Annotated in this window: 16 protein-coding genes; 13 read left to right on the forward strand and 3 right to left on the reverse strand. The window is 70.9% G+C overall.

The genetic code is table 11. From position 1 onward, the window contains the following. Nucleotides 1-13 precede the first annotated feature (13 nt). The 3 genes from H6726_25700 to H6726_25710 are packed head-to-tail and all read left to right on the forward strand — an operon-like array spanning nt 14 to nt 2,538. A complete protein-coding gene (locus H6726_25700; protein MCB9661068.1) occupies nt 14-514 on the forward strand; it encodes a hypothetical protein in 501 nt (166 codons plus the stop codon). Further along, entirely contained in the window at nt 511-2,031 is a 1,521-nt protein-coding gene (locus tag H6726_25705; GenBank protein MCB9661069.1) for a GMC family oxidoreductase, read from the forward strand. The genes H6726_25700 and H6726_25705 overlap by 4 nt, the downstream gene beginning before the upstream one ends. A gap of 9 nt (nt 2,032-2,040) precedes the next feature. Next, entirely contained in the window at nt 2,041-2,538 is a 498-nt protein-coding gene (locus H6726_25710; protein MCB9661070.1) for an MOSC domain-containing protein, read from the forward strand. Between the two features lie 47 nt (nt 2,539-2,585). On the opposite strand, the gene H6726_25715 is transcribed toward H6726_25710, so the two are convergent. Further along, on the reverse strand, nt 2,586-3,251 hold the full coding sequence (locus tag H6726_25715; protein ID MCB9661071.1) for a hypothetical protein: 666 nt from the start codon (nt 3,249-3,251) through the stop codon (nt 2,586-2,588). A gap of 103 nt (nt 3,252-3,354) precedes the next feature. On the opposite strand from H6726_25715, the gene H6726_25720 reads away from it, so the two are divergent. The 8 genes from H6726_25720 (at nt 3,355) to H6726_25755 (ending at nt 15,931) form a co-directional block, all read left to right on the forward strand. After that, entirely contained in the window at nt 3,355-5,112 is a 1,758-nt protein-coding gene (locus H6726_25720) for a hypothetical protein (GenBank protein MCB9661072.1), read from the forward strand. Nucleotides 5,113-5,123: 11 nt separating this feature from the next. Further along, nucleotides 5,124-5,735: an RNA polymerase sigma factor gene (locus tag H6726_25725; GenBank protein ID MCB9661073.1), complete on the forward strand. Its 612-nt coding sequence runs from the start codon at nt 5,124-5,126 to the stop codon at nt 5,733-5,735. Continuing rightward, nucleotides 5,732-7,177, forward strand: a complete 1,446-nt coding sequence (locus H6726_25730; GenBank protein MCB9661074.1) for a FecR domain-containing protein — start codon at nt 5,732-5,734, stop codon at nt 7,175-7,177. The genes H6726_25725 and H6726_25730 overlap by 4 nt, the downstream gene beginning before the upstream one ends. 77 nt (nt 7,178-7,254) lie before the next feature. Continuing rightward, nucleotides 7,255-7,506 (forward strand): hypothetical protein, encoded by a 252-nt coding sequence (locus H6726_25735; GenBank protein ID MCB9661075.1) that lies wholly within the window; start codon nt 7,255-7,257, stop codon nt 7,504-7,506. A 21-nt stretch (nt 7,507-7,527) separates the two neighbouring features. Next, nucleotides 7,528-7,848: a hypothetical protein gene (locus H6726_25740; protein ID MCB9661076.1), complete on the forward strand. Its 321-nt coding sequence runs from the start codon at nt 7,528-7,530 to the stop codon at nt 7,846-7,848. 130 nt (nt 7,849-7,978) lie between these two features. Then, nucleotides 7,979-11,326 carry a hypothetical protein gene (locus tag H6726_25745; protein MCB9661077.1) on the forward strand — a complete coding sequence of 1,116 codons (3,348 nt, stop codon included), beginning with the start codon at nt 7,979-7,981 and terminating at the stop codon, nt 11,324-11,326. Between the two features lie 389 nt (nt 11,327-11,715). After that, complete coding sequence (smc, locus tag H6726_25750; GenBank protein ID MCB9661078.1) at nt 11,716-15,324, forward strand: chromosome segregation protein SMC; 3,609 nt, start codon at nt 11,716-11,718, stop codon at nt 15,322-15,324. Nucleotides 15,325-15,382: 58 nt separating this feature from the next. Further along, nucleotides 15,383-15,931, forward strand: a complete 549-nt coding sequence (locus tag H6726_25755; GenBank protein ID MCB9661079.1) for a hypothetical protein — start codon at nt 15,383-15,385, stop codon at nt 15,929-15,931. Here H6726_25755 and H6726_25760 read toward each other — a convergent pair. Continuing rightward, nucleotides 15,858-16,412 carry a hypothetical protein gene (locus H6726_25760; protein MCB9661080.1) on the reverse strand — a complete coding sequence of 185 codons (555 nt, stop codon included), beginning with the start codon at nt 16,410-16,412 and terminating at the stop codon, nt 15,858-15,860. The genes H6726_25755 and H6726_25760 overlap by 74 nt on opposite strands. 154 nt (nt 16,413-16,566) lie before the next feature. On the opposite strand from H6726_25760, the gene H6726_25765 reads away from it, so the two are divergent. Then, the gene (locus H6726_25765) at nt 16,567-17,196 is read left to right on the forward strand and encodes a hypothetical protein (protein ID MCB9661081.1); all 630 of its coding nucleotides are present in this window, start codon (nt 16,567-16,569) and stop codon (nt 17,194-17,196) included. Then, nucleotides 17,193-17,510, forward strand: coding sequence for a cupin domain-containing protein (locus H6726_25770; protein MCB9661082.1), 318 nt, complete (start codon nt 17,193-17,195; stop codon nt 17,508-17,510). Before H6726_25765 ends, H6726_25770 begins: the two co-directional genes overlap by 4 nt. Nucleotides 17,511-17,534: 24 nt before the next feature. On the opposite strand, the gene H6726_25775 is transcribed toward H6726_25770, so the two are convergent. Further along, nucleotides 17,535-18,134, reverse strand: a complete 600-nt coding sequence (locus H6726_25775; GenBank protein ID MCB9661083.1) for a TetR/AcrR family transcriptional regulator — start codon at nt 18,132-18,134, stop codon at nt 17,535-17,537. Nucleotides 18,135-18,186: the final 52 nt, after the last annotated feature.

Below are 18,186 nucleotides of genomic sequence, written 5' to 3' on the forward strand. Positions count from 1 at the left end.
CTGGGAGCCCACCATGTTCGCCTTCGAGAGACGCTGGCTGCTGCGCATCTTCGACGCCATCTATCCGGCCAACGCGCCGGGTGGGCTGCGCCTTGGCGCCGCCGACGTCCCGCTCGAAGGGCTGCTCGCGGACCTGCGGCGGCACGCGCCGTTCGACTTCATGCTCGGCGTGCGCGCAGCCGCGTGGGTGGTGACGCTGTTCGGCCCACTGCTGATCGGGCGGCTCCGTCGCTTCGGTTCGCTCCTGCCCAACGAGCGCGCGGACGTGCTCGAGGGGCTCGCCCACCATCGCCTCTACCTCGTGCGCGAGCTGCCGATGCTGCTCAAGATGGTGGCCAGCCTGGGCTACGTCGGCGTCCCCGAGGTCCAACGTGCCATCGGCCTCGCGGTAGTGGACGACACCCCACCCGCATGGGCGACGTCGACGACCGGCGGGTCGAGCGGTGGCGCGGGAGGCGCTTCGCCGGGTAGCTCGGGCGCGGCGGCCAGCAGCGCACGGGAGGCGACGCTGTGAGTGGCGCCGTCCTCGGGTTGGGCGACGTCGCTGGGCGGCCCCACGTCCACGACAACGCCGACGTGGTGATCGTCGGCACAGGAGCCGCGGGCGCCACGGCCGCGCGCGTACTGACCGCGGCGGGCCTGTCCGTGGTGATGCTCGAAGAGGGTCATCCCACCCCGCGCGATGGCTTCCGTCAGGACGCCTACACCGGCTTCAAGGGGCTCTGGCGCGACCTCGGCTTCCGCGCCGCCCGTGGACGCGTGCTGATGCCCATCCTCCAAGGCCGCGCAGTAGGCGGAACCACCGTAATCAACGGCGCCATCATGCACCGCTTGCCGGAGAAGGTGCACGCCAGCTGGCAGGAGATGGGTGCCATCGACGACCTGCTCGACTACGCGGGGCTGACCGAGGTCTTCGACCAGCTGGACGACGAGCTGGGCGTCGGTCCCGCCCCCGAGGCCGTGCTGGGACGCAACAACGCGCTCATGCGCGGGGGCGTCGAGGGCATCGGCGCCAAGGGCAACCTCATCCTGCGCAACGTGCGCGACTGCGAGGGCTCGGCGCGCTGCAGCCAGGGCTGCCCCAACGCCCGCAAGCAGTCCATGCACCTGACCTACATCCCGCGCTCCGTCGCGGCGGGTGCGCGGGTGTACGCGGCTTGTCGCGTGACCAAGGTCGAGTCGCGCGGCGGCCGGGCCGTAGCCGTGTTGGGCCGCTTCCAGGACCCGATCACGGGCACCCGCGGCCCCGAGCTGCGCGTCGAGGCCAAACGCGCCGTGCTGCTGGCGGCGAGCGCCATCCAGACCCCCGTCCTGCTCCACGCGAGCGGCGTCCGAGGTGGCCTGGTGGGGCGGCGCTTCCAGGCGCACCCCGGCACGAGCGTGATGGGCGTCTTCGAAGACCGCGTGAACATGTTCTTCGGCGCGACGCAGGGCTACGAGACGACGCACTTCTGGGACGAGCGCATGAAGTTCGAGAGCGTGGCCGTGCAGCCCGAGATCGCGGCCACGCGCCTGCCCGGCTTCGGCCCTGCGCTGCAGGCGCGTCTGGCCAACGTCGGCCACGTCGCGCAGTGGGGCGTCCAGGTGCGCGCGGAGGCCCACGGCCGCGTGCGGCCTGGCCTGCTGGGCGGGGAGAGCGTCTGGTACGACCTCACGGCGCGGGACGTCGCGCGCTACCGCGTCGGGATCCGGCGCTTGATCGAGATGATGTTCGCGGCTGGCGCGAAGGAGGTCTGGCCGGGCGTGCACGGGCTGCCCACGGCGCTGACGTCCCCCGACCAAGCGCGCGCGCTGGACACGCTGGACGACGACCCGCGGCGCTACCACTTCATCGCGGCGCACCTGTTCGGGACGGCCGCCATGCACCGTGACCCGCGAGCGGGTGTAGTGCGTCCCGACGGTCGCACCCATGCCCTCGACGGGCTGTACGTGGTGGACTCGTCGCTCTTCCCCACCAACCTCGGCGTCAACCCGCAGCACACCATCTGCGCCATCGCGTGGAAGCTGGCCGAGCGCATCGCCGAGGCGTAAGAACGCGGCATGGACCCGAGCGCAGCCCTCCGCGAGCTGTTGGGCGACGTCCCACAGCTGGGCCGCCTCGAGTGGATCGGCCTACGTCCGGGGCGCGGGGAACCGATGCGCGTCGTCGCATCCGCCGAGCTGGTGGAGGGACACGGGATCGAGGGTGACCGCTACGCGCGCAAGGGCGGGAAGCGCCAAGTGTCGCTCATCCAGCAAGAGCACCTCGGCGTGATCGACGCGTTCACGGAGCGCGCCGTCGCGCCCGAGCTGTTGCGGCGGAACCTGGTCGTCTCGGGGGTGCCGTTGGCTGCCCTGCGGCGCCTGCGCTTCGCCATCGGGGACGTGGAGCTCGCTGGCAGCGACCGCTGCGCCCCCTGCAGCCGCATGCGCGAGGCGCTTGGCCCAGGTGGCTACGCGGCGATGATCGACATGGGCGGCATCCTGGCCACGGTCACCCGTGGGGGCACCATCCGCGTCGGTGACACCGTGCGCGCGCTGGGCTTCCCAGACGCTTGAGACCGGCCGCCACGCTCGCAGCGCACCGCGAGCTACCCCGGGGCCGGTCAGCGCACAGCCCCACCGCGCGACTGGCGCCGCCGCTCGATGGCGAGGGCCACGATCGGGACCGCAGCGATCAGCGGAAACACGTAGAAGGCTGGGTTGTCCAGCTCGACCCCGCGAGGCCTGTAGATGCCACCGCCGATCGCACAGGTGCCCAAGTACAGGACGATGACGACGACCCCCGCGCGACTCCACAGCCCGAGGTCGACCTGGGAGGGAGGCGCCGAGCGCGCTCCGCGGCGACGCCCCGGGGGGACGAACACGTCCACGAACGGCTCGTAGTCCCAGACGCACAGCCCCACCGCGGCGAGCCACATGAGCGTGGTCATGACGCCCGTGAAGACCGCACCCGTGCTCCAGCAGAGCGCCGTGATGGCCGCGAAGACGGGGACCGCGAGCAGCGCCCCGAGCGTGCCGTAGGTCTGCGTCATGAGGAGCGCCGCGATGGCGAGCTGGACGACACCGACGAAGCGGTAGAACGCGCCGGTGGCGTAGAACGCGTGCAGAAACTCGTGAAACGGTCCTGTGTTGGCGGCGTCCGTGAAGCGCTCGCCGAGGACCTTCTTGAGACCTGCTGGCAAGAAGGCGAAGCCCAGCAGCAGTCGCACGTTGGCGACGACCAGATGGGCCCAGCGGGCCGCGCGCAGGGCGTTCAGGGTGGACCGCATGCGGGGGTGTGCCAGCATGTCACCGGGAACCGCGTTGGGCGACCGGCCACGGCCCCCAGATTTTTTTTGCAACGCGCGTCGGTCCGCCGATCACCCACAGAGCGTGACGCACCAACATCGCTTCCTCTCGTCGCTCGTCGCCACCCTCTGGCTGGCGGTCGCGATCGTTCCGCTCCCGCTCTCCTCCGTCGGGGCGCAGCCGCCCCGCACCGCGCAGGCCCTCGTGCTGCTGCTCTCGGGGGACGGACTGCGCCCAGAGCTGGTGGAGGCCCTCCGCGTGGAGGCCCTGTCGAACGGCTACGGGCTCGTCCTCGGCGCTCCGCCCGTAGGGGACACCGGCCTGCAGCGCGCCGCGGCGGCCCAAGCGCAGGGAGCCGGGGCCGGGGCGCGGGCCACCCTCTGGCTGGAGGAGCAGGATCAGGAGCAGGGCGGCGGCGTCGTCGTGCGAGCCCTCTCCGCGGGGCTCGACGACCCGCGCTACGCCCCGCTGCCCGCGCCCTTGGCGGAGGTCGCGCCCCGCACGTTCGCGGTCGTCGCAGGGAGCCTGCTCGACGAGCTCGAGCAACCTCCGGCGCGCAGCCCGATGCGCGTCCGCGTCCGAGTCGAGGTCGACATCGACAGCGACAGCGACGACCCGCCGCAGGCGTCCGCCGAGATGTCCCTGGGACCCGACGAAGGTACCGTCGTGGCCGTGTCGCCAGGACTCGCACCGAACGACACCCCCGTGGAGGCTGCGCGACCCGCAGAAGCCACGGAGCCCACCCCGACCGAACCCGAAGCTCTCGTCCCCGAGGCGGCGACACCTGTCGAGTCCGAGCCAGCGGTCGAACCCGAGAGCGCGGAAGCGGTCGTCGAAGGTTCGCTCGAGGCCATCGAAGACCTCGTGGAATCCGAGCTGGAGGCGGAGGACGACGCACAACCTCCCGCACCCGAGCCCGACGCGGGCAACTCGGACCTCCCGCCGGACCCCTTCGTGACGCCCTTTGGCGCCGACGTGCTGCCCTTCGTCGGCACCAGCAGCCGCACCCGCGGCCGCGCCATTCGGCACTACTCCATCAACCTCTTCGGCGGCATCGATCAAGAGCTGCGTGGCGCCGAGCTGTCCATGGGGTTCGGCATGTACCGCGGCGACGTCACCGGCGCGCAGCTGGCCGGCGTGTTCAACTACGTGGGCGGCGACCTACGCGGCGTACAACTGGCCGGCGGCGCGAACTTCGTGCGCGGCGACGCTTCGGGCGTGCAGCTGGCCGGGGCGTTGAACTACGCCGGTGGCGACGTCCACGGCGCGCAGGTCGGCCCGGTCAACGTCGCGAGCGGGACGGTGCATGGCGTGCAGGTGGGCCTCGTGAACTACTCCGAGGACGTGGACTTCGCGCTCGGCCTCTTGAACATCGTTCGCAATGGGCGCACGCATCTCGAGCTCACCGGCAGCTCGGACGGCTTCTTCGCCCTCTCGCTCAAGCACGGTGGGCGGCACTTTCACTACATCTACAGCGGATTGACCCGCCCAGACGGGGCGGACGACACCCTCTTCGGGGCTGGCATGGGCATCGGCGCCCGCGCGACTCTCGGGGAGCGAGTGTTCCTGGACTTGGACACCCTCGGCTACGCCCTGCGCTCCCGCACGGAGCTGACCGACACCAACGGCAGCGTCGACGCGATGATGGTCGCGCGCGTCATGCTCGGCATCCGGCTCTTCTCGCGCCTGTCGTTGGTCGCTGGAGCGTCGTACTCGGGCCTGTGGTCCCGGGCCCCCGCCCCCGACTACGGCCTGTTCGGCACCCGACACCACGACGAGCTGTTGGAGGGACGGCACCTCAGCAGCTGGCCGAGCATCCTCGTCGGCCTCCAAGTGCTATGAATGTCGGCCGCATGCCCCTGTTCGTGAGCCAGCCGTCCTTCGACGCCAGCGCGACCGCGCTGGGCGACGGGCGGCTGGCCGCCGTTCGCGATGGAGACGCCGAGGCCCTCGAAGACCTTCTTCACGAGCTGCTGCCCGACGTGCGGCGCTGGTTGCTGCGTCTGCTCGGACCGCGCGCCGACGTGGACGACGCGACCCAGGACGCCCTGATCGAGCTCGCCAAGGCGCTCCCGACCTTCGAGGGGCGCGCGCGGCTCCGCACCTTCGCGCACCGCGTGACCGTGCGCGTCGCCTACCGCTACTACAAGCGTCGCGCACGCCATGGCGAGGTGCGGGAAGACATCGACATCGAGGACCACGACGACCCCGAGGCGCGCCTGATCGAGCGGCAGGCCCTCGCGCGCCTGCACGAGGCGCTCGACACCCTCCCCGAGAAGCGGCGCGTGGCGTTCGTGCTCTGCTGCATCGACGGACTGACTCCCACGGAGGCCGCGACAGTGGCGGGCAGCAGTGGACTCGCCATGCGCAGCCGGCTGCATCACGCGCGCGCCGCGATCGAGAAGCAGCTGCGGGACGACCCCGCGTTCGGCGCCTGGCTCACCAGCGGAGGAACCACCCGATGACACAGCACGAGAGCGCCCACCGCGAGCGCGCCGCCGAGCGCGTGGACACCCTGGTGGATCACGCACGCCGCGCAGAGCCCGCCCCCCTCTCCCGCGCGCGCCAGCAGGCGCTGGTGCGCAACGCGCTGTCCGCCGCTCGGACGGACACTCGGCGGGAACGTTTCTGGGACGTACGCGCCCTCCGCATCGCCGCGTTCACCAGCCTCTCCACGGCCGCCGTGGTGGGCGCAGCGTTCCTCCTCGTCGCGCGCACGGCGGACGATCCGACCGCCCCCATGGCCACCAACGAAGCCGGTGGCACGCAGATGACCCTCCCGGGCGGTGACCGCGTGACGGCGACCTCGGACGCGCGCTGGACCCTGCAGTCTGCGGAGCCGGTGGCGCGTCGAGTCGCGGTCGAGCGCGGGACCGTGCTGTTCGATGTCCAGCCGTTGCTGGCAGGCGAGAGCTTCGAGGTCCGCGCCGACGATGTGCGCGTCGCGGTGCGCGGCACCGTGTTCTCGGTCGAGCGTGCCGAGGGAGCCGTCACCGTACGGGTGTACGAAGGTCGCGTCGAAGTGTTCGAGCAGCAAAGCAGCACGTATGTCGGTGCCAACCAGATGTGGCGTTCGGGCGCGGCAGCGGCGACCCCGATCGAAGCCGCGCCCCTGGAGGTCGTTGGTCGCAGCGCGGCGGAAGAGCGCCTCGAGGCCACTCGCGTCCGGGGCCAGACCGTGGCGAGCGCACCGGTGGGGCCTGCACCAGCCGACGTCCCCGAGGTCGCCGAGGCATCCTTGGAAGACACCGAGGGCCCCGAGGACAGCGGCGCAGAAGAGGCGGTCGTCGAGGCGCCTGTGGCGCTCTTGGCCACGGGCTCCGCGCGCGCGGGAACGCCGGACCCGGGCGCAGCGCCTGCGCGTAGTCAGCGGGAGCACGCGACCGACACGCACGCGCCGTCCAGCGCGGGGGCGTCCGCCGCCGCGAACGCCAGCGCCCCCCAACGCCCACGGCCGAGCGTGAGCGATGCCCGGGCATGGCTCGCCGCAGGGGACGCTCAGCGCGCCTTGGCCGCCGCGACCGACCCGCTGCGCCTCGACCCTGGCGCGCCGCGCTGGCAGCTCACGCGCGCCGATGCCCTGCGCGCGCTGGGACGGCACGAGGCCGCCGCGGACGCCTACGACCGCGCAGCACGTGCAGGCATCGAGCCCGGAGAGTCGGGCTACACGGCCGCGCGCATTCGCTTTGGCAGCTTGGGCGACGCGGCGGGGGCCCTGCGCTCGCTCGACGCTGCCGGCGTAGAGAACGGCCCTCTGGCCGAGCGCGCCCTCGGGCTCCGCGCGCGGGCTTTGGTGCGCCTCGGACGCACCACCGAAGCGCGCGCCGCCGCACAGCGGTACCTGTCACGGTATCCCGCAGGCGGGCTCGCGCCCTTCATGCGGGAGCAGCTCGAAGCGAGCGAGTGATCTGCAACGCCAGCCCGCAGCCGGCGCACTGAGCTCTCTGTCAGGGTGACGTTCGCCCCGGCTGAGAGGCGGTGACCGTGAGCTCCTTCGATCGCACCCTGAGTCAGTACCGACGTGCCTGCAGCGTTCGCCGCCGCATGGCCGCCCGCTTGGAGCGCCGCGCAGACGTTTGCTCCGCCGACGCGATGGGCGTCTTCCGCGACCGACTCTTCCTGTCGCTCCACGACGCGCACGCGACCGCGATCGACGGGCCCACTCGACGCCTACTCCTGCGCTGCGGCTTTCGCAGCGTGACCTTCGAGAACCTCGAGACGGAGCGACTCGCCTAGCGCGGCTGCTATGCTCCCGCCGTGACCGACGAGCCCACCCCTGCGACCGCGACACCCCCTCCCGACCCCGGCCAGCGCGCCGCCACCGTGTTGGGGTGGTTCGCCGGGGCGAGCCTCGGGCTGATGGCGAGCATCGGGCTCGGCGCGTGGCTGGGCAACGCGTACCCCATGGTCATCGGCAACTTCGCAGGCGTCGTGCTCGGCGCGTTCGGTGGGATGGGGCTGGCCGATCGCTGGGGCGCGCGTAGCGTAAAGCCCCTGGCGTTCATCACGGGCTTGCTCGTGCTGGTGGCGTTGATGCTGGTGCTGACCGTGGTCGGGGCACCGGCGAACACTCCTTGAGCTCCGCTCGGCGCGTTCGTGCGCCTGGCCTTGGGTCCCGCCGACCCGAGAGCAGCAGCGCGCGGCGGGTTGGCGCCCGGGCTGTAATACTCTAGCCTGACGGTCTCCCCTTGCTTCGCGCGGAGCTCCCATGACCCGTCGTCTCGCCCCTCCCTCTTTGGTGCTCGCAGCACTCCTCGCGGCCGGCACGCTCAACGCGGGCTGCGGCGGTGGGACCCCACCCCCGACGGGCGAGGACGCCGGCATGGTCGTGGACGACCGGTGCGAAGCGAACGTCGACTGCGACGACGGCGTCTTCTGCAATGGGACCGAGCGCTGCGCGCCCGCCAACATGGAGGCCGACGCGCGTGGCTGTGTCGCAGCGACTCCCCCGTGCCTCACGGGACAGACCTGCTCGGAGGCAGCGCTCACCTGCCGCACCACCTGCTCGGAGACCGAAGACGCCGACGGCGATGGCCACCGCGCCATGGTGTGCGGCGGCGACGACTGCGACGACAGCGACGCTGCCCGCTACCCCGGCAACACCGAGGTGTGCGACGTGGACGACCGCGACGAGGACTGCGACCCCGCCACCTATGGCTTCCGCGACCTGGACCGCGATGGGGTCGGAGACGCCGCGTGCTGCAACGAGGATGCGGAGGGCACGCGCACGTGCGGCCGCGACTGCGACGACGCGGCGCCCAGCGTGAACCCCACGGGCACCGAGACCTGCGACGGCCTCGACAACGACTGCGACGGCATGCTGGACGAAGGCGTGTTGGCGACGTTCTACCGAGACATGGACGGCGACGGATTCGGCGACCCCACGGTGCCGGTGACCCACGCGTGCACCGAGGCGCACAGCGACTCGCTGAACGGCTTCGACTGCAACGACGCGGACGACACGGTGCGCCCTGGCGCCCAAGAGGTCTGCGATGGCGTGGACAACAACTGCGATGGGCTGTTCGAGCGCGACTTGGACAACGATGGCCACCTCGACCCGACCTCGGTCTGCGCAGACGGCCCTGCCCCCCGCGACGACTGCAACGACTTCAGCGCCACCACCTATGCGGGCGCTCCCGAGCTGTGCGACCGGATCGACAACGACTGCGACGGTCGCATCGACGAGCGCGTCGACGCCGACGCATCGTGCGCCGTCGACCAAGTCGCCGCCGGCTACTGCATCGAGGGCGCGTGCCACGTCGCGAGCTGCGAGGTGGGCTTCGGGGACTGCAACGGCCTGGTCGCGGATGGGTGCGAGACGGATCTCGGCATCACGGCAGCGCACTGTGGAGGCTGTGGCATCGTTTGCCCCCTGGGTGAGGCGTGTACGGCAGGGCACTGCGCCGTTCCCACGGCCACCTCGATCGCGGTCGGGCCTGGCCATGCCTGTGTGGTGACCAGCCGCGGGCAGGTGGGGTGCTGGGGACAGAACAGCGACGGTCAGCTGGGCACGGGGACCATCGAGACGCGCGCCTACGCCTCCCACGCGACCCGCTTCGGAGAGTCCATGGACGTCGCCGCCAGCGCGGCCACTACCTGCGCCGTCGCGGTCGACGGACGCGTGTTCTGCGATGGTGATAACCGGTCCGGGAGTCGAGGCGCGGGGAGCTACGCGACATTTGGTGTCCCGACGGCGGTGGTCAACCTCACGGACGTCCTGACCGTGTCGGCAGGGGAGCGGAACTTCTGCGCGCAGCGCAGCGATGGCGGGGTTTGGTGCTGGGGGTTCGGTGGCGCGCTCCTGGACGCGCTCTCGCCCGTGCAGCTGTCGAGCGGCGGGACCAGCGTGGACGTCGGCTACGACTCGCTCTGCGGGTACGACGGCCCCGTGACGGGCCTGTGGTGCATGGGCGCCGACACGTACGGACAGCTGGGCACCGACGCCATGCTCGAGCTCTGCGAGTATCGCGAGCCGCTGTTCCCGGCCTTCGGAGAGGATGCGTGCGCAACGACCCCGATCTCGCCCAACCCGAGCCCCGCCCTCCCGATCGTGAGCGTGGGCGACCGCTTCGCCTGCGCCACGAACGGACAGGAGATCACGTGCTGGGGCGACAACAGCAACGGCCAGGGGCTCGAGCCGTCACCGTCCACCATCGAGCAGCCGCTCGCCATCTTCCTCCAGGGCCCCGGTAGCGCCGCCATCACGTCGCTGAGCGCTGGGGCCGATCACGTCTGCGGCCTGCGCCAGGACGGCACGGTGCTGTGCTGGGGCAAAAACGACGTGGGGCAGCTCGGCCGCGGCTTCACCGAAGCCTCGTCCGCGCCTGGGCCCGTGCTCGCGCCGCCGGCGTTCTCGACCGTCGCGGCCGGCGGCGACACGACGTGCGCGATCGACACGAACGGTGCCCCGTGGTGCTGGGGGCGCAACCAGACGGGTCAGCTGGGCGACCGCAGCACCACCTCGCGGCCACAACCGACGCAGGTCGCGGGCTTCGACACGGCACGCGTGACGGCGCGTGGCGCCACCTGCGCCGTCACACGCAGCGGCGCCGTGCGTTGCTGGGGCGCAGGCAACCCCGTCGCGTCCATCGTGAACGAGACCGACCAGGTGCACAGCCTCGCCGGCGGAGAAGAGCACTATTGTGCGGTGAGGGCTGCCGGGGAGCTCTGGTGCTGGGGCCGAAACGGGTACGGGCAGCTCGGGAACGAGTCCATCGAGAACGCCATCCTGCCCGCGGCGCGGGTGGATCTCCCCCCGGTGCGCCAGGTGAGCGCGAGCGACAACATCACGTGCGCGGTGCTCGAGTCGGGCGAGGTGCGCTGCTGGGGCCAGAACATCTTCGGGGTGCTGGGGCTCGACACGAGCATCACGGCGGCGGGTGTGCCCACGGCCATCGCCGGGATCGACGACGCCGTGAGCGTCTCGGTCGGCCTGACCCACGTGTGCGCGCTCAGGCGCACCGGCGCGGTGGCGTGCTGGGGCGCAGGCGGAGCAGGGCAGCTCGGCGACGGGCTCGGGGTCTCCAGCCTGACCCCGGTCGCGGTGAGCGGGCTGAACGACGTGGTCGAGGTCCAGGCGGGCTACGACGTGACCTGCGCCATCCGCGTGGACGGGAGCGTGTACTGCTGGGGCACCGGCACGCTGGGGCAGCTGGGCGCGGGCGCCAACCGGCCCTTCTCGCCCACACCCCAGCAGGTGCGAGACGTTCGCAACGCGCGGGCCCTGCACCTGACGGTGCACACGGCGTGCGTGATCGACGACCTCGCGGACGTGTACTGCTGGGGCCGAAACCACGGGGGTCAGGCGGGCGCCGACGCCGAGACGACCCCGCAGCTGTACGTGGCCGCGCGCGTCCCGAACGTCTCGGCCGTGAGCATCGCAGGCAACGACGCCACCACGTGTGTGGTCGCGCTGGACGACAGCGTCCGTTGCTGGGGCGAGAGCAGCGCGGGTGCGGCCGGAGAGATCATCTTCGACTGCATCGGCTACTGCGACCCGCAAGCGGGGTGCTCCGTGACCTGCCCCGCCGCACCCACGGTGGTTCGCGGCATCTGAAGCACGCCTCGGGGCGGTACCCGTCCCACGGCTTCTCCTGATGCCAGCGAGGGCGACCCGAGGCTCGAACGACGGCGGAAGCGGATGCGCATGGCGTGTGGACGCGAGGCGCCCCCGAGCCCTGAGGGTGTCGCGTGGACGATCGAAACGATCTGCCTCTACGTCCCGGCGCTGTGGCACCCAGGCGGTCTTCCCACAATATCTAGTGGTGGTCACGAAATTGCCACTACTCGTCGTGGAGGATCAAGGTTGCAAACGTGATCCCTGGGTGGTAGTTCCCTGGCTGGATCCCAGACGATACGCGTGCCTCTCGGGTAGCCCTCGGGCGGCTTTCGTGTTGATAGAAGCGGACCCATGCGTGTGGGTGCGGGTGTCCGTCGGAGCACATCGTGAAGATCAAGAAGCTCGAAATCGTGGGGTTCAAGTCCTTTGTTGACCGAACGGTCATCAATTTTGATCACGACGTCACGGGCATCGTGGGCCCCAACGGCTGCGGCAAGTCCAACGTGGTCGACGCCATCAAGTGGGTGCAGGGCGAGCAGTCCGCGTCCCGCCTGCGCGGCAAGGCGATGGACGATGTCATCTTCAACGGGTGCGAGAGCCGCGGTCCACACGGCTTCGCCGAGGTCTCGCTGACGTTCGCCAACGACGACGGCCTGGCTCCGCCCGAGTACCGCGAATACGCCGAGATCAAGGTCACCCGCCGCCTCGACCGGACGGGCAAGAGCGACTACCGCATCAACGGTGCGGCCGTGCGCCTGATGGACATCACCAACCTGTTCCTCGGGACGGGTGTCGGCCGCCGCGCCTACTCCATCATCGAGCAGGGGCGCATCGGCTACATCGTGAGCAGCAAGCCGGCCGACCGGCGCGCCATCATCGAAGAGGCCGCGGGCATCACGAAGTTCAAGATCCGCAAGCAGGCCGCCGAGCGCAAGATGGACGCCACGCGCCAGAACCTGCTGCGCGTGAACGACATCATCGGCGAGCTCGAGCGCAACCTGAAGTCGCTCGAGCGGCAGGCGCAGAAGGCCGAGCGCTACAAGAACTACCGCGCCGAGCAGCGCGACCTCGAGCTGCACGTGGCGTCGTTCCGCTACCTGGAGCTGTTCGGGGAGCAGAAGGTCGTGGCGCACCGCCTCACCACCGCCAGCGACACCGCCGACAGCGTGCGCCAGGCGCTGCGCACCCGCGAGGCCGAGATCGAGGCGCGCCGTGCCGAGCTGCAGCTGGTGTCCACCGAGGTGGAGGAGGCCCAGCGCGAGTCGTACCGGCTGGACAACGAGGTGCGCGCCCTCGAGGGCGAGCTCAAGCAGCAGCGCGACCGGCTCGAGAACTACATCGAGCGCGAAGCCACCGCGGCACGCGACCTGGAAGAGGTGACGCAGCAGCGTGAGGGGCTCATCGACGAGCGTGACCACCTGGTGCGTGCCCTCGAGGAGGCCGAGTCCGCCGAGGAAGAGGCGGCATCGGTGCTCGACACCGAGAACGACGAGCTGATGCGCCGTCGTACGGCCGTGGAGGAAGCCGAGCGCGCCGTGCACAACGCCCGCGCCCGCGTGACCGACGCACAGACCCGCATCGCCCGCGCCGAGGCCGTCAGCGCTGGGTTCCAGCGCCGCAAGGACGAGGCCCACGCGCGCCTCACCAAGCTGCGCGACGAGCGCGACGACCTGGCCGGGCGCGTCATGGAGCTGGCGCAGTCTCGCTCCGAGCTGGAGGCGCGCCTGGACGGCCTGCGCAACGGCCGCGAGCAGACGGCCGAGCGGCGTCAGCAGGTCGAGGACGAGCTGGTCGCGCTGCGCGAAGAGCGCGTGGTGTGCGACGCGGACGTGGAGCAGCTGCGTGAGGAGCTGACCACCAAGCGCTCCCGCCTGCGCTCGCTGCAAGAGGTCCAGCAGCGCTTCGAAGGCGTGGGCGCCGGCGTGCGCGCTCTGATGACGCGCTTCGCCGAGAACGATCAGGAGCGCGCCGCGCGCGGGGTGTTGGGCCTGGTGGCCGACCGCGTCGAGGCTGACGACGAATACACGCGCGCGCTCGCGGCGGCGCTGGGCGACAAGCTGCAGCACATCGTGGTCAGCGGCGTGGAAGCGGGGCTCGACGCCGTCGGGTTCCTGCGCGAGGCCGGCAAGGGGCGCGCCGCGCTCGTGCCGCGCACCCCGCGTCACCAGGCCCCGCCCTCCCCCGCCGTCCAGGGCCCCGGTGTGCTCGGCCGCCTGGTGGACCGGCTGCGCTTCGCACCCGAAGACCGCGCCCTCGTCGAGCACCTGCTGGGCGACGTCACCATCGTCGGCACCTTCGACGAGGCCGTGGCGCTGCACCGCGCGCAGCCCGCGCACGGCCTGCTGGTCACGTTGGGCGGCGAGCGCATCGAGGCCGACGGAACCATCATGGGCGGCGCCGAGGATGACTCGGGCGCGCACATGCTCTCCATGAAGCGCGAGATGCGCGAGCTCGAGGTGCAGGTGCAGGACCTGGACGTCCGCTGGGAGGCCCGCGTGGCGCGCCAGGGCGAGCTGCGCAACGCCATCGCGCAGCGCCAGGCCGAGATGGACGCCACGCGCTCGGAGGCGCACGACGCCGAGATCGCCATCGTCTCCATCGAGAAGGACCTCCGCAACATCGAGGAAGAGGGCTCGCGCGCGCGGAGGCGCAACGAGGACGTGGCGGGCGAGGTCGAAGACCTGGCCTACAAGCTGGAGCAGGCCGAAGACGAAGAGCGCGAGTCGTCGCGCGAGATCGAGGACGCGCGCGAGACCGAGATGGAGGCCGAGGGCGCGCTGTCCGCTCAAAGCAACGTGCTGGAGGACCGCCGCTACGCCGTGGAGGAGCAGTCCGCGCGGGTGACCGAGGTGCGCGTGCGCGCCGCGCAGGCGAAGGAGCGCGCCGAGGGCGACCGCAACGCCGTGGAGCGCCTGGAGCGCAGCCTGACCGAGCTCACGCACCGCCACGAGCGGTTGGCGGCCGAGATCCTCGCGGCCTCCGGCAACCAGGAGCGCGTACGGGGCCTCATCGCCGACGCCATCGAGGGCCTGGCCGACAGCACGGAGCTGGCCATGCGGGCGCAAGAGGTGCTGGCCGAGGTGCGCGTGCGCTACGACGCGGCCCAGGAGGAGATGGGCCACTACGAGGTGGAGCTCAAGGAGCTGCGGGCCCAGATCGAGGCCGTGGGCAGCTCGGTCAACGAGCTGAAGATCCGCAGCCGCGAGCTGGAGCTGGCCATCAGCCACCTGCTCGAGAGCGTGCTGGAGCGGCACGAGGTGAACCTCCCCAAGATCCTCACGGACTACCACGCGCGCGAGCTGCCCGATGCGAACATGCTGCTGCGCATCGACGAGCTCCAGAAGCTCATCTCGCGCATGGGCGAGATCAACCTCATGGCCATCGAGGAGTTCGAGGAGAAGAACGGGCGCTTCCAGTACATGGACGGACAGCGCGCCGACCTCGAGGACGCGCTGAGCCAGCTGGAGCGCGCCATCCGGCAGATGAACAAGCAGAGCCGCGAGATGTTCAAGGAAGCCTTCGTGAGCATCAACGAGCGCTTCAAGCGCATCTACCCGGAGATGTTCCGCGGCGGCAAGGCCGAGCTCAAGCTCACGGACCCGGACAACATCCTCGAGTCCGGCGTGGACATCATCGCCCAGCCGCCCGGCAAGCGCCTGGGCTCGCTCGAGCTGATGAGCGGTGGTGAGAAGGCGCTCACGGCCGTGGCGCTCATCTTCGCCATCTTCCAGTACAAGCCGAGCCCCTTCTGCATCCTGGACGAGGTGGACGCCCCGCTCGACGAGGCGAACATCAGCCGCTTCGCCCAAGCCATCCGGCAGATGACGGCGCGCTCGCAGTTCATCGTCATCACGCACAGCAAGCGCACCATGGAGTACACCGACGTGCTCTACGGCGTGACGATGGAGCAGGCGGGTATCTCCAAGCTCGTGGCCGTCGAGCTGCGCGGCGAGCGCAGCGGCATGGTGGACGTGCCCGCTGCGGCCGTCGCCTGACCGTTTGTCGCTTCCGCCGATCCCGAGCCGTGCTCTAGACTCGGCGCGGAGGTAGCGCTTGGATCACCACGAACACCTGGTCTCGATTGGCAGCGTCCCCGCCGACATGGAGGCGTTCGTCGCGCTGCGTGACCGGCTGGCGCACACCCCCGAGGGAGGCGCCGCGATGTTCGTGGTGGCGCTCCTGATGTACGCGGAGGACGCCACGCTCGGCATGGCAGCGCTCACGGTGGCCATCGACCGCGAGCACCTGCAAGAGGGGACGGGGGGCTACAAGGGGCTGGTGCCGGGCCGAGCGGATGTGCAGGCCTTCACGGAGCGCAACGGCGGCAAGCCCCACATCGCGCGCAGCTATCTGGTGGGCACGTCGCCCGAGCACGGCTACGCGCTGCCGAGCGGCCCGCTGACGGTGCGCGTGCGCGACCAGCAGGTGCCGGGAGAGAGCGTGGGCGACGTCGCCAAGCGCTTCGTGCACTGCTCGGGCGCCGACAGCCCGCGCCCCATCGGGCTGCGCCGCAACAACCGCGGCTTGTTCAAAGCGACGAGCTGGAGCTCGCTGCAGGTGGGGGTGCGTGCGCCTGTGGAGACGGTGGACGACGACTTGTAGGCGCCCGATCCATTTCGTACCGATGGGTGCTCCCCGGCGAGGCCACCATGAGCCGGTCGTCCACGCGCAGCAGCTCCCAGCGGTGATCCCCGTCACCGAACGCGACGAACGACTCGCCGCGCGTGGTCAGCGGCAACACGCGACGTGCTTCGTGGTTGCTGAGCTGGAGCTGTCCCTGCGAAAGGGAGATGGAGAGGTGGATCGTCCGCCGGACGGCCATCGGACCGAGTGTCTCGAACGCGCCGTCCCACGCTCGGTCGTGTCGGCGCCAACACAGCGCGGCCCCAGCGTCCACGGAGTAGTACTGCCAGCACCCCTCGATGAACGCGAGTTCGTCCAGCGCTCCGTCCTCGCCGTGCGCCGACACCCGCGGCGACGGAGTGCTGGCGCAGCCCGCGACGAACGAAGCGAACAGCACGACGCAGGACATCCCCTCCCGACGGCGTGGTCGTACCCTCGGCATCGCGCGGAGATGCTTCACGCCCTGAGTGTAGCGAAGGATTCGACGGCGTGAGCGAAACGACCGCCGCCGCGCGCCGAGCGGGTTCGTGAGCGCCGTCGAGGTCGTCGCGCTGGCCAAGCGGCGCAGCTCTCCGTAACGTCCGTCGGCAGTGACGAACGCAATCCGCAAGAGCATGTCGAAGGGGAAGAACGGGATGGTCGTGGCGCTCGCGCTGCTGCTCGTGTCGTGTGGCGGCGCCGCACCGAGCGGGAGCCCCATCGGCGGCGGACCACGCTATCGGACGGTGCGCGAGCTGCTCCGCGGAGGCGACCAGCCGCTGCCGCGCGAGCAGCTGCTCGAGATCGCGCGCTTCATCCGGCACTGGGAGCGCGACCCGTTCCTCCCGACGACGCCGCCGAACCCCGAGCAGACGCCGTCCACCATGGCGCTCATGCTGACGTGGCTCGCCGAGTCCCCCGACGTGTCCGTGGCCATGTGTCCAGCGACGGTGACGCTCGCCGAGGAGCAGGCCGGTGAAGGTGCCGCGACGGGGTTCCTCATGGGCGCAGGGTTCGGCATGGCCGCCTACATGATCGAGAACCCCGCCGAGGCTGCCGACCCCGAGGGCCCGCGTGTGCAAGGCGCGGGCCTCGAGTCTGGCTTGCTGTGGTTCGAGGCCTACTACGCACGCAATCAGGCGCGCGGGGCACCCATCTTGGAGGAGCTCGTCGAGCTGAGGAACGAAGGCGGCCGTGCGGCCCTGCAGCAGTACCACGCCGACCACATCCGCTGTGGCCGCCACACAGGCGAGCCGCTGCCATGAGCGTGCCCAACCTCTTCGAGGGGGTCGAGCCCCCAGCCGTAGGTGAGACGTTCACCGCCCTCCTCACCACGCCGAGCGTGACCATCGAGCGCATCGTGTCGTCGCTGCGACCGGAAGGCGGCGAGTACGACCAGCCGCACGACGAGTGGGTCGTGCTGTTGCGAGGAGACGCCGAGCTCGAGGTGGCAGGCCAGACGCGGACGCTGCGCGCGGGCGACTACGTCCTTCTCCCAGCGCACACCAAGCACCGGGTGCTGCGCACGAGCCACGGTGCGCTCTGGCTGGCGGTGCACATGACGTCCCCGAAGCGCTGAGAACGCGCTGCGCGGCCGGAGAGCTCAGCCCGGCACGTAGAGGCTCGCGCGCGCCATGCGGATCAGCTCGCGCACATGCCGCTCGCGCGTCGTCCCGTGCTTCGCGTCGTTCGGCAGCAGCACGTCCAGGCTGTCCACGATGGCCACGCCGCCGACCACCATGTTGATCACCTGCACGGCGTAGGCCTGCGGGTCCACCTTCGCCTGCACGAGGCCCTTGTCGCGCGCGCGGGCCAGCTGATCGGCCACCACCTCGACCCACGGCCGTACGAAGCGCCCCAGCCGCTCGTTCATCTCCGAGGGCCGGTCGAGCGACTCGCGCACGATGAGGCGCGCGCGGTCGGGGTCTTCGAGGAAGAAGCCGATCAACGACTCCATCACCTTCTCGAAGCGCTCCTCCCGCGCCGCCGCCAACAGCAGCCGCGGCAGCTCTTGGTTCCAGTGGTCGAGCATCTGGTCCAGCACACAGCGGCGCAGCTCGTCCTTGCTGGGGAAGTGATAGAGCAAGCTCGGCTTCCGGATACCGACGGCCTCCGCGATGCTCTGCACCGACGTGCCGTCGAAGCCGTGCGCCGCGAACAAGCGCGTGGCTTCCTTCAGGATTTCGTCGCGAACATCGATCATCGGTGCCTCTACCGTCCGGTCGGAGGATGTCTACCATGCGGTAGACGCGGCG

Source organism: Sandaracinaceae bacterium (assembly GCA_020633055.1).
Classification (GTDB): domain Bacteria; phylum Myxococcota_A; class Polyangia; order Polyangiales; family Houyiibacteriaceae; genus JADJJE01.

Excerpts from the sequence above, each read along its gene's own strand:
- H6726_25700 (MCB9661068.1), top strand. The coding sequence starts at position 14 with ATGTTCGCCTTCGAGAGACGCTGGCTGCTGCGCATCTTCGACGCCATC.
- H6726_25710 (MCB9661070.1), top strand. The coding sequence starts at position 2,041 with ATGGACCCGAGCGCAGCCCTCCGCGAGCTGTTGGGCGACGTCCCACAG.
- H6726_25715 (MCB9661071.1), bottom strand. The coding sequence starts at position 3,251 with ATGCGGTCCACCCTGAACGCCCTGCGCGCGGCCCGCTGGGCCCATCTG.
- H6726_25725 (MCB9661073.1), top strand. The coding sequence starts at position 5,124 with ATGCCCCTGTTCGTGAGCCAGCCGTCCTTCGACGCCAGCGCGACCGCG.
- H6726_25730 (MCB9661074.1), top strand. The coding sequence starts at position 5,732 with ATGACACAGCACGAGAGCGCCCACCGCGAGCGCGCCGCCGAGCGCGTG.
- H6726_25745 (MCB9661077.1), top strand. The coding sequence starts at position 7,979 with ATGACCCGTCGTCTCGCCCCTCCCTCTTTGGTGCTCGCAGCACTCCTC.
- H6726_25765 (MCB9661081.1), top strand. The coding sequence starts at position 16,567 with ATGTCGAAGGGGAAGAACGGGATGGTCGTGGCGCTCGCGCTGCTGCTC.
- H6726_25770 (MCB9661082.1), top strand. The coding sequence starts at position 17,193 with ATGAGCGTGCCCAACCTCTTCGAGGGGGTCGAGCCCCCAGCCGTAGGT.
- H6726_25775 (MCB9661083.1), bottom strand. The coding sequence starts at position 18,134 with ATGATCGATGTTCGCGACGAAATCCTGAAGGAAGCCACGCGCTTGTTC.